This window comes from Streptomyces sp. NPDC028289 (assembly GCF_055565975.1).
The window spans coordinates 74,499-86,650 of record NZ_JBVHTI010000019.1 but is presented as its reverse complement, the minus strand read 5'-3'; the positions used below and the strand labels follow the sequence as shown (position 1 = coordinate 86,650).

At 64.3% G+C, this 12,152-nt stretch carries 13 protein-coding genes and 3 pseudogenes; 12 read left to right on the top strand and 4 right to left on the bottom strand.

What is annotated here, in order from left to right; all coding sequences use genetic code 11:
• Window positions 1-305 precede the first annotated feature (305 nt).
• Together ACZ4UV_RS50735 and ACZ4UV_RS50730 are read right to left on the bottom strand one after the other, a co-directional pair.
• Complete coding sequence (locus tag ACZ4UV_RS50735; RefSeq protein ID WP_467849662.1) at window positions 306-728, bottom strand: tautomerase family protein; 423 nt, start codon at window positions 726-728, stop codon at window positions 306-308.
• A 320-nt stretch (window positions 729-1,048) separates the two neighbouring features.
• Window positions 1,049-2,506 (bottom strand): MFS transporter, encoded by a 1,458-nt coding sequence (locus ACZ4UV_RS50730; RefSeq protein ID WP_467849657.1) that lies wholly within the window; start codon window positions 2,504-2,506, stop codon window positions 1,049-1,051.
• Between the two features lie 200 nt (window positions 2,507-2,706).
• Here ACZ4UV_RS50730 and ACZ4UV_RS50725 point away from each other — a divergent pair, with 200 nt between their 5' ends.
• A complete protein-coding gene (locus ACZ4UV_RS50725) occupies window positions 2,707-3,297 on the top strand; it encodes a TetR/AcrR family transcriptional regulator (RefSeq protein ID WP_467849651.1) in 591 nt (196 codons plus the stop codon).
• Window positions 3,298-3,846: 549 nt separating this feature from the next.
• On the top strand, window positions 3,847-4,422 hold the full coding sequence (locus ACZ4UV_RS50720) for a hypothetical protein (RefSeq protein WP_467849644.1): 576 nt from the start codon (window positions 3,847-3,849) through the stop codon (window positions 4,420-4,422).
• A 122-nt stretch (window positions 4,423-4,544) separates the two neighbouring features.
• On the opposite strand, the gene ACZ4UV_RS50715 is transcribed toward ACZ4UV_RS50720, so the two are convergent.
• Window positions 4,545-5,312 carry a maleylpyruvate isomerase N-terminal domain-containing protein gene (locus ACZ4UV_RS50715; protein WP_467849639.1) on the bottom strand — a complete coding sequence of 256 codons (768 nt, stop codon included), beginning with the start codon at window positions 5,310-5,312 and terminating at the stop codon, window positions 4,545-4,547.
• 1,030 nt (window positions 5,313-6,342) lie between these two features.
• Between ACZ4UV_RS50715 and ACZ4UV_RS50710 the strand changes: the two genes are divergently transcribed.
• From ACZ4UV_RS50710 to ACZ4UV_RS50690, 5 genes and pseudogenes are all read left to right on the top strand, one after another.
• Window positions 6,343-7,176 (top strand): alpha/beta fold hydrolase, encoded by an 834-nt coding sequence (locus tag ACZ4UV_RS50710; protein ID WP_467849635.1) that lies wholly within the window; start codon window positions 6,343-6,345, stop codon window positions 7,174-7,176.
• Between the two features lie 185 nt (window positions 7,177-7,361).
• A pseudogene (locus ACZ4UV_RS50705) lies at window positions 7,362-7,621 on the top strand (HD domain-containing protein); the annotation flags it as partial.
• Window positions 7,622-7,757: 136 nt separating this feature from the next.
• Window positions 7,758-8,243 (top strand): hypothetical protein, encoded by a 486-nt coding sequence (locus ACZ4UV_RS50700; protein WP_467849688.1) that lies wholly within the window; start codon window positions 7,758-7,760, stop codon window positions 8,241-8,243.
• Between the two features lie 80 nt (window positions 8,244-8,323).
• Window positions 8,324-8,482: pseudogene (locus ACZ4UV_RS50695) on the top strand (transposase); the annotation flags it as partial.
• Window positions 8,483-8,725: 243 nt separating this feature from the next.
• Complete coding sequence (locus ACZ4UV_RS50690; RefSeq protein ID WP_467849630.1) at window positions 8,726-9,067, top strand: hypothetical protein; 342 nt, start codon at window positions 8,726-8,728, stop codon at window positions 9,065-9,067.
• A gap of 78 nt (window positions 9,068-9,145) precedes the next feature.
• Here the strand turns inward: ACZ4UV_RS50690 and ACZ4UV_RS50685 are convergent, their stop codons facing one another.
• On the bottom strand, window positions 9,146-9,412 hold the full coding sequence (locus ACZ4UV_RS50685; protein ID WP_467849626.1) for a hypothetical protein: 267 nt from the start codon (window positions 9,410-9,412) through the stop codon (window positions 9,146-9,148).
• Window positions 9,413-10,014: 602 nt separating this feature from the next.
• Here ACZ4UV_RS50685 and ACZ4UV_RS50680 point away from each other — a divergent pair.
• The 5 genes and pseudogenes from ACZ4UV_RS50680 (at window position 10,015) to ACZ4UV_RS50660 (ending at window position 12,056) form a co-directional block, all read left to right on the top strand.
• Window positions 10,015-10,299, top strand: coding sequence for an SDR family NAD(P)-dependent oxidoreductase (locus tag ACZ4UV_RS50680; RefSeq protein ID WP_467849621.1), 285 nt, complete (start codon window positions 10,015-10,017; stop codon window positions 10,297-10,299).
• Window positions 10,277-10,387 (top strand): annotated as a pseudogene (locus ACZ4UV_RS50675) (3-oxoacyl-ACP reductase); the annotation flags it as partial. The gene ACZ4UV_RS50680 and the pseudogene ACZ4UV_RS50675, both read left to right, overlap by 23 nt.
• Before the next feature lie 421 nt (window positions 10,388-10,808).
• Complete coding sequence (locus ACZ4UV_RS50670; RefSeq protein WP_467849616.1) at window positions 10,809-11,249, top strand: helix-turn-helix domain-containing protein; 441 nt, start codon at window positions 10,809-10,811, stop codon at window positions 11,247-11,249.
• Entirely contained in the window at window positions 11,186-11,590 is a 405-nt protein-coding gene (locus tag ACZ4UV_RS50665) for a transposase family protein (RefSeq protein WP_467849609.1), read from the top strand. Before ACZ4UV_RS50670 ends, ACZ4UV_RS50665 begins: the two co-directional genes overlap by 64 nt.
• Before the next feature lie 97 nt (window positions 11,591-11,687).
• Window positions 11,688-12,056 (top strand): hypothetical protein, encoded by a 369-nt coding sequence (locus tag ACZ4UV_RS50660; protein WP_467849606.1) that lies wholly within the window; start codon window positions 11,688-11,690, stop codon window positions 12,054-12,056.
• The last annotated feature ends 96 nt before the right edge of the window (window positions 12,057-12,152 follow it).

Below are 12,152 nucleotides of genomic sequence, written 5' to 3'. Positions count from 1 at the left end.
TCTATAACATTTGGTTTGAACCACGATGTGACGCCGACGTTCAGCGACTCCCATCCATTCACGCAACGAGGCACACCTACACCCCTGCCCCTGCCAAAGGCAGAGGCAGGGATGACGCATTGAGACCCTGGCCGACTTCCGGCTTGAGCCGCAAATGCATCTGGCCAGCCGGGAGGCATCTGCCTCTCGCGCAGCAGCCCGAAGTCGGGCAGGTCTGCGGTGCTCAGGACAAGAGCAGGGCCCTGCAGCGGGTAAGGGCGGCTCGAGCTGACGTGCCCGGTCGCATCGCCGGTCCTGAGTTCTGATCAGCCCTTTCCGAGCAGTTCGCGGACGTGGGCGACGATCTCGTCATTCGTATAGGAATGACCGGCAATGCCCCAGCCTCCCGGGACGGCCTCCGTGAGGGCCACCCAGGTTCGTTCGGTGTACGAGGCGTCTCCAGCAGCAGCAGCAGCGAGTTCAGTGAGTTCGCGCACGAGGCCGAGCTGCTGCTCTCTGTTGAGCGCACCGGCATTCGTGGTCACATTGATACGAATATGGTCGCTTTTGCCAGCAGCGTCCGAGAACGCGTCTTCGTCGAGTTCGTGGATGAAGGCGGCCGTGTTGTCGAGGAAGAACGGGATGACGGGCACCTTCTCCCATCGCATCACGGCCTGGGCAAGGTCCTGAGCAAGCTTCTTGCGATCGGCGATCGTTCCTCGGACCACATGAACATCGATCATCGGCATGGTCTATCCCCTTAACTCGTGCCGCGTTCAGACTGTCACTGCAGGGTGGACAGGCCCCGGCCGCCTCTCTGGGGCCTTCGGTCAGTGAAGAAGGTCGACGAGCGGCGTCTCTACAGGCCACGCCAGGTCCCGGTCCAATGCGTATCGCTACCGGTGAGGGTTGCAGCGTGGAAAGTTGATGTGCAGCCTACACTGCGCGGCCCATCGGTGTGTTCTTACATTTGCGGTACGTGCAGGGGTTGGTAGGCGCTGCTGGGAACATGGAACGAGCCGGGTTCCCCGATATCAGTCTCGGGGAACCCGGCTCGGGTCTGGCCGGTCTACTTCGGGTTCGTCGCCGAGTGGCGGGCGGTGATCCCGAGGGCGCTCAGGGCGCTGAGGACGATGAGTCCTGCCGCTACCCACCAGGCGGTGGCGAACGTGTGGGCGGAGTCGCCCGGCGCCGCGGAAGAGACGATGACCACCAGGATGCTCACTCCGAGCACCAGGCCCAGCTGGTTCGCCATGGTGACGATGGCGCTGCCTGTGGCGGCCCGGTCCTTGGCCAGGTCGGACGTGGCGGACGAGATGATCGTCGGGACGGCGAGGCCGACGCCCACCCCGGCCACCATCCATCCCGGAAGGATGTGGGAGGCGTAGGTGAACTGTCCGCCGGTGTGCAGGGCCATCCAGGTTGCCCCAGCGGCTACAAGCACGCCGCCGATTGCGGCCACCACACCTACGGGGATCCGTTCTGTCAGCCGCTGTGCGAAAGCTGATGCGATGAAGACCATGGCCGGCCCCGGGGCAACACCCAGTCCGGTCTCGATCGCCGACCAGTGACCTGCCTGCTGGAGCCAGAGCGTGAGGCCGAGGAGAAGCATCCCGAAGCCGGTGTAGAAGATCAGCGTGGCGACACTGGCCCAGGCAAAGACCCTGTTCGTGAACAGCTTGAGATCGAGTACCGGCACGGCCTGGCGAGCAGATCGTACGACGCAGAGGATCAGTGCGAGCGCGGCGATGGCGAAGATGGTGATGATCGTGCTGCTGCTCCACCCCCAGTCCCTGCCCTGGACCAGGCCGAGCGCGAGTGATCCGACACCGACAACGAGGAGCGCTCCTCCAAGGGCGTCAGGGATGCGGGTGTCGTGGTGGGGCTGAGTGCTCGGCAGGAGTCGGATGGCAGCGATGAGAGCGGCTGCGCCGATAGGGAGGTTGAGAAGGAAGATCCATTGCCACGAGATCTGCACGAGCAGGCCGCCGACCACCGGTCCGGCCGCAGCAGCCAGTGAACCGCTGGCCGCCCAGATCCTGACGTAGCGCTTCACTCTGTCCGCGGGCGCGGTGGTGAGGACGAGGCCCAGGCTCGCGGGGGTGAGGAGCGCGGCTCCCAGCGCCTGGAGGAAGCGGAAGCCGACGAGAACCCACAGGTTGCCGCTCAGTGCTGCCCCGAGGCTTGCCGCCGTGAAGATCCCGAAGCCGACCAGGAAGCCGTTCTTGCGACCGAAGCGGTCCGCCAGGCGGCCGGCGGGGACGAGCAGGGCGGCGTAGACGATGGTGTAGCCGTTGAGGATCCAGCTGAGCTTGGAGAGCGAGGTCTCACCGACTCCGCGCCCGATCGGCGTGAGGGCGACGTTGACCACGAAGGCGTCCAGGGCGGCGATGAACATGGCTGTGGCGAGCACGGCGAGGATGAGAGCCGGGTGACGAGACCGCTTGTTCACCTGCTTGGTCTCCTCGGCTGCTCTTCGCGGCTCGGTGACGCCCGAGGAGGCGTGCACCTGTATATCTCGTGACATTTAGAACTCTCCAAGGCCAGAACGTCTGATCGGCGGCGCTGCCGTCTGGGACCGCGAGATGGTGTCGGTGTGCACTTCAGTGTGCGCTGAGTGTCTCCATGACCACCACGCAGCCCTTAACAACACCGATCGGTCTACTTATGCCCGTTGAACGTACCAATGTTTGCCGCACATGTAAAAACGATCGGTATACTTAGGGCATGACCAGTACAGCGACCCCCGTTCGGCGGCGCCGCGGGCGCGGCGCCCGAGAACGCATCACCGCAACGGCCCAGAAGCTGTTCACCGCCCAGGGCGTCAACGTCACCGGTATCGAGCAGCTTGCGGCTGTGGCAGACGTCTCCAAGCGCACGTTGTACTCACACTTTGCCAGCAAGGACGACCTCGTCGCGGAGTACCTGAGGTCGCTCGACGAAACGCTGCTGCCCTCCGTCCCCGACGAGGACATGTCGCAGGAGGACGCGCGGGCCCGACTCCTGTCGATCTTCGATTCAATCGCAGCCAACGAGCGCCCCTACCGCGGCTGTCCCTTCAACAACGCAGCCGTGGAGATCGCGGATCCGGAGCACCCCGCTCACAAGCTCGCTACCGCTCACAAGATTGAGTTTCAGCGAAGACTGGCAAAGCTCGCCCGGCGTGCAGGCGCCGCGGATCCCCAGCTCCTGGCCTCGCACATCGCTCTCTTGTACGACGGTGCCGCTTCGCGGGTGGTCACGACGAACAGCAACGCCCCGCAGGTCGCCGCCCGCTCCATCGCAGCAGCTGCGATCGCCGCGGCTGTCCCCGCTTAGCTTTGTCGCGGGCATGGTTCCGTTGCGCAGCACAGGATGTCTAAGTGGCCGAAGACTGTCCGAGGCGTGCGTCGGCGGCATGGCTCGTCTCGGCACGCCCTGCCGGGCGGGAGTACACCATCGCAGTGTCACTCAGGTGTGCCGCCGGCCGGACACTGCGGCTCGCGAGGGCTGTGCTGTCGACGACCGAACCTGGAGCGGCAGCAGGCCGGTGACCCGCATCCGCCCGCCCTCTGGGCCTTCCGCGAACGGGATACAGGGCCGCGACTGCCCGCCACAGCATGCCCTTGATGCGGCGCGAGAAAGATCCGCCGGTTCCTCTACGCAGGACAGCCATCTGGCGGTTGGCCACCGATGACGGGCCACTGATCGTTGCCGCAGGGGGCGCAGGTCTCCGCAGGAGGCTTCCGGGCATCTCGGAAGACGTAGGTGTGCCAAACGGTTACATCCCTCAAGGACCAGACACACGGGCCGGGCTGAGCAGGTCATGGTGTCTGATCTACCCGGCGCGGGCTACTGATATCCACGAAGGAAAGGGTGGGCTCACTGATGCTGTCCACGCAGTATGTGGTTGCCGGCAGGGACCTGACCAACTTTGTTAGGGACTGGCTTCAAGAAGTGGAGAAATCAGCGGAAGGTGATTCCGCGATACTTCGGCACGCCTGCGAGGCGGCGGACCCCTCCGAGCGTGCTAGATGCGGCGCCATCTTCGTACTTCAGAATATTGCCCCACGGGTTCTTGGTGACGCTGGGAGCGATGACGAGCTGCTTCTGTTTGCCGTTCTGCGAATCTATCAGAAGTCAGAATCTGCCACTGACTGGAGAGGGTGCCGGGATTTCGTTCAAGAAGCTTTCGCTTATTTCAACGAGATCGGCGAGGATGAGGCATCCGCACGGCTTCGCCAGCCGGTAATGAATAACGCGAAGAACAACCGTACTCAACTTCGGAACAGAGTTCTGCGCAGCATGCACGAGGCGATGAACAATGATCCCGCCTGGGTGGCTGAGCATGATCGCTGTCTGGCACGGTACAGCCATCGGTCGCTCCGCGCTGCGGCATTGCTCGCTCCGTCAGAAGGTGATCCCTGGGACCTTCTTCTTTCACTGTCTGCACCTGATAAGTAGACGGAAGAACATTCCAGGTAGGCCGTTCACGGGGCGCCAGTTTTCTGTCCGGCCCGGATGGTGTGCGGCGTTGGTGAGGAATCCGCGCGAAGGCTTGAAATGCGGGCCTTCGCGCGGACCTGTTACACGAGATTCAGGTAGTCCAGGAAGTCGCTCGCGACGGCGCTGTCCCCCTGGAGTTCGGCGTGTTCCCGCCAGGGAAGCCTTGTGGTCGCCCACGCGGTGAACAGGTGCGTGCTGGAACGTATGTCAGCGACGGCTCCGGCTTCACCGGGCGATTGGTCCGAGACCACGAGTTTGCCGTCTGCAGGCAGGAGGGTCCATCGTCCACCACCAGGGCCCGTGAGCGTAAGGCTCAACGGCTTCGCTAGATGCGCGGCGATGTCGGGCTGCATCTTGGGCAGGCCTGCAAGAAGCCACCCCACCGCGGGCCGGAGGCGGGCTTCGTCCGGCTCGGGGACATTACTCTGCAGGGGGCCTCGGGGGCCGAGAATGTCCCACCGGAGGTGTGTGTAGAAATCGAAGGCACACACGTCAGCCATGGCATGCAGCGGGTACGTTCCCAGGTCGAGGAACGGGACTTCGGTGGACGCGTACGGTTCACCCTGAAGTCCGGAGAACATTTCCAGCGCGGAGTCAACCTTGCGTTCGAACTCCTTGACCACTCCTTCTGAGTTGTCGCCCCTCTTTCTCGACACTCTTCGATCGTTCAATTCCTCGATGCCCACACCTTCGGCATCGAGTTCACCCCGAACCGCGGACATGAGAATGTCCAGAAGGTCACCCATATGCGTGATTACATCGTGTACCGTCCATCCCTCAGCGGCACTCGATGTGTCCAGGGCGCTTCGCTCCAGGGTGGCTGCAACCTGTGAAACGTCCGCAGCCACCAGACGGAGGCCTGTCAATCCTTCATTACTCACTGGTAGTCCATTCGACGCTTGATACTTCCGGATGTGATGCTTGTGGCAGCACTTTCGGCATGCCGTATTTCAAAGACGACTCGGTCAGTCCATTGCGTTTCTATTACCGAAGCGCTGCGTTCGCGTGCCGTGCGCGCGTTGTCTTATCGAACCGTTTCCACGCTGCGATGAAATTCGCTTCGTGAGCATAGGTAGCTGCTGGCTGCTATCAGGTCTGCCGCTTGAGCACAGCGGTGAGCGGCACGATAGCGTCGCGCCGTCGGGAGTCACAAGATTGTGCACTTAAGGGAAGTCTTTTCAGCACCCGCATGCAGGGTTCGGACGATAGGCGGCACCGATCGGTGAGTCGCCGTACGCCCTCGCGCAGCCTGCCTCGAGCGCGGTGGTCTCGCGGCGCCCCAGCTGCGGAGCTGTAGCCCGCCGGCACATGGACCTACTTCCGCCGCGCACGTATTCCTGCTACACATAGTCCACACGTTCACGGAGTTGCCGGTCCGTGGAAGGCGTCCGTAGGTGACGATCGGAGAGGATGCCCCTTCGCGCAGAGTCTGTGCAGGTCCGGCCGTTTTCCCTGAAGGACTCAGATTCTTCGTCACCCGCCCGCTCCGGCTTCCCGCGCCCCTCCGAGGAGTAGACAAACACACCGATCCGACACACTTCACACACGCACAGTGTGCGGCCGCCGGCACTATGGCCGGACCGCCGCCTCCAGGAGGAGCACTCGCCGACGGTCGCTCCTTGCAGAAGACCGTAAAATCTGTCCCACCAAACATGAAGTGCAAACAGAGCACGGCAACTGAAAATGTGTGCTGCCTTCGGGTCCATACACGCGGCATAGAGCGTCTCCTTCGGGCAGTCTGGCGAGGGCCAGAGCGCTCCGTCCTGACTTCACGGACAGAGTGCGAATCCACACCGAGGCGTATCGTCGGCTGGGGAGTCGCACCGATTGCCGTCCGCAGGACCTGAAGTCGTACCACTCCGAACCAGGAGAGACACCATGGCAACGATCACGACAAACGACGGTACCGAGATCTACTACAAGGACTGGGGCCCCCGGGACGGACAAGCGATTGTCTTCCATCACGGGTGGCCGCTGAGCGCAGACGACTGGGATGCGCAGATGCTGTTCTTCCTCGCACACGGGTACCGGGTGATCGCGTTCGACCGGCGCGGCCACGGCCGATCGTCGCAGACAGCGACCGGCCACGAGATGGACACCTACGCCGCGGACGTGACAGCGCTCACGGACGCTCTGGATCTTCAGGGTGCTTTTCATGTCGGTCACTCCACTGGAGGCGGCGAAGTCGCCCACTACGTGGCGCGTGCCAAGCCCGGCCGTGTAGCGAAGGCAGTTCTGGTGGGTGCTGTACCGCCCGTCATGGTCAAGTCGGACGCCAACCCGGGTGGTCTTCCTATCGACGTCTTCGACGAGATGCGTGCCGCTCTTGTCGCGAATCGTGCGCAGTTCTTCATCGACCTGCCGACCGGGCCGTTCTACGGCTTCAACCGGCCGGGGGCGAAGGTGTCGCAGGGGCTCATCGACAACTGGTGGCGCCAGGGAATGAGCGGCGCGGCCAATGCACACTACGAGTGCATCAAGGCGTTCTCCGAAACGGACTTCACGGAAGACCTGCAGCAGATCGAGATCCCTGTACTGGTCGCGCACGGAACCGATGACCAGATCGTGCCGTACGCGGACTCGGGTCCCCTCTCGGCGAAGCTCCTCAAGAACTCGACTCTCAAGTCGTACGAGGGTCTTCCCCACGGCATGCTCTCGACGCACCCCGAGGTCCTCAACCCCGACATTCTGGCTTTCTTCGAAGAGAGCTGAGCGACTGCGGCTGAGATGACCGCCCGGAGCACGACCGGTGATTTCCGGCTCTGAAGGATCTGCTGTCGGACAGCCAGCCCCGCCCCCCGCAACAGTGTGTCCTCGCGGTGGGCGGGTCCCTGGGCGGTTGCCGGCCGATCGCCCGAGGGTTCGGGCAGTCTCGGACGTCGGCAGACAAGAAGCAGATGGAGCCTGAGATCGCTCTCGTCACCGCTGGGATCAAGTTCGATGTTCTCGGATTCCACTTTGACGCGATCAGCGATACAGAACGTGAAGCGGTCGTTTCTCTTCATCCTCGCCCCGATTCAAACGCCGGATCCTCGAAGCATTCACTGAGGGCATCAAGGACAGACCTGAGACCACGTTCGGGAACGTCAAGGCGGACGTGCTCCAGCACTACGTCCCCGGGTTTGAGCGTGGGGACTTCGTCACGACCATCCTCGATGGGTGCAGATCTTGCAAGGGTGCCTCTTGGGGCGATTCGCAGGAGTTTAGGATGTGGCCGGTCCCATCGGCTTCTACCGTCGCAGGGGTCGAACCCGCTGTGAGGGTGCGGGTGCTGAGCGAGGGTGGGTGGGTGTGTGGTGCCGTCGTTGATCGAGGCATTGGATACCAGACAGGCTGAGGTGCTGCGGCAGGTCGAGCGGCTGCGTGAGCAGATCGCCGGTCTGTCCGAGGAGTTGGCGCGGGCCGAGGATCGGCTGTCGCGGTTACGGATCACTCGGGAGACGGTGGAGGAGGTACTGGCCGTGCCGTCTTCGCCGATGCCGGGCCTGGGCGGCGCGGGCGGGAATCCCGGTGGTGGGGTGGCTGTGGCGCTGGTGAAGGCCGAGGCGGAGTTGGATGTGACGGTGATGTCGCCGGAGTATCGGGCGATCATCGCGCTGTTCGCGACCTCCGGGACGGCGATGCGCACCAAGGAGGTGTGCGAGCACCTGGGTCTGGGGATTGAGCCTCGGCATGTCGAGGGGATGCGCTCGAAGCTGAAGCGGCTGGTGGAGCGCGGGATCCTGGCCGAGCCTTCGTCCGGGCTGTTCAAGGTCGATGGCTGGGAGCAGGGGTGGTGAGCGTGGCGGAGCCGGCCGGCGGTGCACTGGCGGCGTGTGAGGACGCCTTCGCCGTCTCGGCGGGGCTGTTCGCCGACGTGGAGATCCGCAAGATCGTCTGCACCACCAACGCGATCGAGAGCATCAACGCGCGGATCCGCAAGGCCGTCCGGGCCCGGGGACACTTCCCCACGGACCAGGCCGCGCTCCAAGCCTTCGACATCACCTTCGACGGCCGGCTCACCGCCGGACGCCGCTGAACAAAAACCGACAGAGTTCCACCGTTCGCTACACAGACCCGCTCAGCAAGCAGCCGAGGCAGGCCTGAAAGCCCGCTGCGTCGTTGCCGATGTGGCAGTCGTTTCTGGGCGTCGGTGGGCCTGGCCGGGTACCGTGCCGAGCAGCCGATGGATATGGCGCTGAGCGCAGCCGACGCCGACCTGCTGGGGCAGGACACGCACCTGCACCGGCGGGCGGTCTTCCACGTCGAGTAGGTGGAGAGGGTGGCACCGGCCCGCCTTCGTCCGCGATGCGGAACTGCGTCACGGGACGAACTGACAGCCGCCAGGGCCGCCATTCTGGCCGCGCGTACCAGGCGGCGCGACCTGATCGTCGTGGAGGGGGACGGCTCGCACCGGCTCTACACCGCGGAGGGCGAGGAAATCTCCACCGCCCGCCCAGCGGCGGTCGTCTACCGCCGTGGTGACTCCTACCTGACCGCGCTGCCGAGGAGGAGCGACGCGACGCCGGTCGGCGCCCACGTGCCGGACGAGGCCAGACTACGGGCGATCAGGGAGGTCAAGCGGCCGACCCGCGAGCACGGTCCCGCAGGCGACCACCACTGATCACGGGCGCCGCCCGCCGTGGAAACCTCGGGAAGACCGACGGAGGGTCCGGGACCGCCGGACGTCGTCCACCTCCGCTCATCCCCTCGCTGAGGCCAGCGCGCCCCTCCGGGCGTTGCTCGCTCTGCGGCGGGCCTCGTTCAGCATGTTCCGCTCCTCCTGCGTGAGGGCGGACAGGAGCTTTGGGTTCTTCAGCCATCCGTTGAGCAGGGCGTGGGAACCCCCGAGCCGGAGGGAGTAAGACCACAGGCTCTCGCCCGGGGATTCGTCGCCCCATCCGGCGGCCCATTTGAGCAGATGGCCGACCTTCTCTTCGCTCTTGTAACTGACTGGCATCGGATACATGGATCTACCCCCACCTCAGCGCTTTGTGCGGCATGCGCCGATGACGTGCCGCGTCGAACGGTCGCTCTTGCATGACGGGTGCCCTCGCCGGGGAGCAAGGGAAGTGCTTGCGTCCTGCCGGGCCGATGAGTGACCGGTCGGTCGGTGTTCTGCCGCGCCTGACGGGCGGCGATCACGACCAAGCACTCACATACATGTTAAGTAAGGGAGGCTGAAGATCAACTAGAGCACGGAGCTCACGGTTATCCTATTTAGAGTAATTTAAGTGCATCAAAGATTTCATAGGTGCAGGAAATCTGTGCCCTCTCGTTACTTAGAAGGCGGCCCGAAAGGGTGGAGTTGAGAGGGTGATCGGCACTCCTCGGCCGGTTCGGGCAGAGCCGCCGTCCAAACCCTGCCCGAAGGGGCGACGAGCGCCACGCTCGTTCTTGCTTGAACGTTCCAAAAAGCGTGTCGGTCTTCCCTCAAGGGCAGCGCCGGAAGGGTCAACCGCACGATGCGGGCTCGGCCCCCACCGCCCCGAACAGCGAGAAGGGCCCCTGTATCCGCGGGCACAGTCACGCGACGAGTGTGTATTGATCAATCCAGAAAAGGAATGCGTCATGGAACTGCACCTCAAGGGCCAGGTCGCCGTCGTCACCGGAGCCAGCAAGGGCATCGGCCTGGCCATGGTCGAGAAGCTGGCAGGCGAGGGCGTCAGGGTCGTGGCCGGCAGCCGGAGCTCCACACCCGAACTGGACACTCTGGCGGCGAAGCACGATGTCACCATCGTGTCGGTCGACCTGTCCACCACGAAAGGGGCCAAGCGGCTGGTCCAGCGGGCCGTGGAACAGTACGGCCGCGTCGACGTCTTGGTGAAACAACATCGACGCCGCCGAGCCCCGTGAGTCGTTCCTGAGGGTCAGCGACGCCGACTGGCAGCGGATCTTCGATCTCACCTTCTTCAGCGCTGTGTGGGCGAGCCGGGCGGCACTCCCCTACCTGGTCCAGGACGGCGGCGTGGTGATCGTGGACATCAGCTCGATCAACGCCCGGCTGCCCTGACCCATGGTCGTGGACTGGCGCATGTGTGTCCTTGGTCGGAGCACATGATCAGCCGAAGGCCGCCTGCTCGTCCGGAAGTTACCGTCACGAGTGATCAAGTTCGAGGCCGCGTTCGACTCACGACCTTAAAGATCAAGCTAACGAGCTCGCGCACGGTAGGCGGTGAGGCGTCGACTGCCTGATCGTCGATCAGGGTCGTGTGGTGGGGAACGCTTCTCGTGCAGCGATCGTCAGCGACCGGAGAATCACGGGCCTATCGGCCGATGTGATCGCTGAACTGGTGGCCGAGTTGGGCCCGTTGTGGCATGAACGGCATCAGGCCAAGCTTGCGTCCAGGCCGCGGAAGCGGGCGGTGGGCGCCGGCGCGAAGCACCGGCTCGTGTTCGTCGACCGGCTCCTGGCCACCCTCGTGCACCTCCGGCACGGGGCCACGCACGACGTGCTCGCCTGCTGGTTCGACGTGGACCGCTCCACCATCACCCGCGCCATCGGCGAGGTACGGCCGCTGCTCGCCGAGCGAGGATGCACCGTGAGCCCCGGCTTGCGACTACGGACTCTGACCGAGGTTGTCGACCATCTCGGTGCCAGCGGGAAGACCGGGATCATCGACGGCACCGAGATCCGGGTCCGGCGGCCGGCCACCGGACGCAAGGACCGGGACAAGTTCATCTCCGGCAAGAGCAAGCAGAACGCCGTCAAGACCATGGTGCTCACCGACGCGGTGGCCGGATGCTGTTCCGCAGCCCGACCAGACCCGGAAGCTGCGCGGACATCACCCACGCCCGCCAGTTAGGGCTGGTCAAGCTCTTGGCCAACGGCCCAGCCATGGAGATCCTTGCCGATGCCGGCTACCAGGGCCTGGGTGCCCAGACCGGCGGACGTGTGGTCACACCTCCGCATCGCAAGTTCAAGAAAAACGCTCCGGACTGGTACGAGGAAATGCACGAGCGACAGCGCAAAGCGCACTCCCCACGACGTATCCGGGTCGAGCACGGCATCGCGCACCTGAAGAACTGGCGTGCCCTTGCCCGCCATCTCGGCCGCCGCGAGCACATGAGCGACATCGTCCAAGCCGTCGCCGGCCTGCTGTCGCACCTGCAGACCGCGGACCTGACGTCGGCACGGCGGGTGTGAACACCGAGCCCCGCTGCCATCCTCGACGCCTCACCGCCTACCGTGCACGAGCTCGTTAGTCGGGTTGCTCTTCGTCACCGTGGGTTTCGTCCTCGCCATGGACAACGCAGCTGCGCGATGGCACTTCGGTGATGCCGAGAAGGTTCCAGCGGTGGTGGCCGACGCCGACTACGCGAAGCCGCAGCTGAAACAAAAGCGCCTCGTTCATCAGCGTCAACCTGACTGGCATCCCCGACGTCCAGGCGTCCATCGACAACGTCCTCCTGCCCCCGACGGTCTGTCGACAGGCGACCGTGTCACCGTTCTCTACGTGGCGTCACGCCCCGGCCATGCTCTGTTCCCGAGCCAGCTCGGCTGGACGAAGTTGATGTTCCCCGGCGGACTGATGTTCCTTGTCGGCCTTGTCCCGACCATCGGGAACGGCCTGCTGATTGCCAGGAGGATTGCGGTGTACATCCGAGGGTGACCCCGCCATTCCCCTGTCAGCTGGGGAGAGCACCAAGGAGTGCGTCCTTCATTGTGTTAGCTGCTGTTTCCACAACGCGGGATCGATCGTGCCAGT

Bases quoted from the DNA above. Each gene is read 5' to 3' on its own strand.
- ACZ4UV_RS50735 (WP_467849662.1), bottom strand. From the start codon at position 728: ATGCCGATGATCGATGTTCATGTGGTCCGAGGAACGATCGCCGATCGC.
- ACZ4UV_RS50710 (WP_467849635.1), top strand. From the start codon at position 6,343: ATGGCAACGATCACGACAAACGACGGTACCGAGATCTACTACAAGGAC.
- ACZ4UV_RS50665 (WP_467849609.1), top strand. From the start codon at position 11,186: ATGCTGTTCCGCAGCCCGACCAGACCCGGAAGCTGCGCGGACATCACC.
- ACZ4UV_RS50730 (WP_467849657.1), bottom strand. From the start codon at position 2,506: ATGTCACGAGATATACAGGTGCACGCCTCCTCGGGCGTCACCGAGCCG.
- ACZ4UV_RS50660 (WP_467849606.1), top strand. From the start codon at position 11,688: ATGGACAACGCAGCTGCGCGATGGCACTTCGGTGATGCCGAGAAGGTT.
- ACZ4UV_RS50685 (WP_467849626.1), bottom strand. From the start codon at position 9,412: ATGTATCCGATGCCAGTCAGTTACAAGAGCGAAGAGAAGGTCGGCCAT.
- ACZ4UV_RS50725 (WP_467849651.1), top strand. From the start codon at position 2,707: ATGACCAGTACAGCGACCCCCGTTCGGCGGCGCCGCGGGCGCGGCGCC.
- ACZ4UV_RS50720 (WP_467849644.1), top strand. From the start codon at position 3,847: ATGCTGTCCACGCAGTATGTGGTTGCCGGCAGGGACCTGACCAACTTT.
- ACZ4UV_RS50680 (WP_467849621.1), top strand. From the start codon at position 10,015: ATGGAACTGCACCTCAAGGGCCAGGTCGCCGTCGTCACCGGAGCCAGC.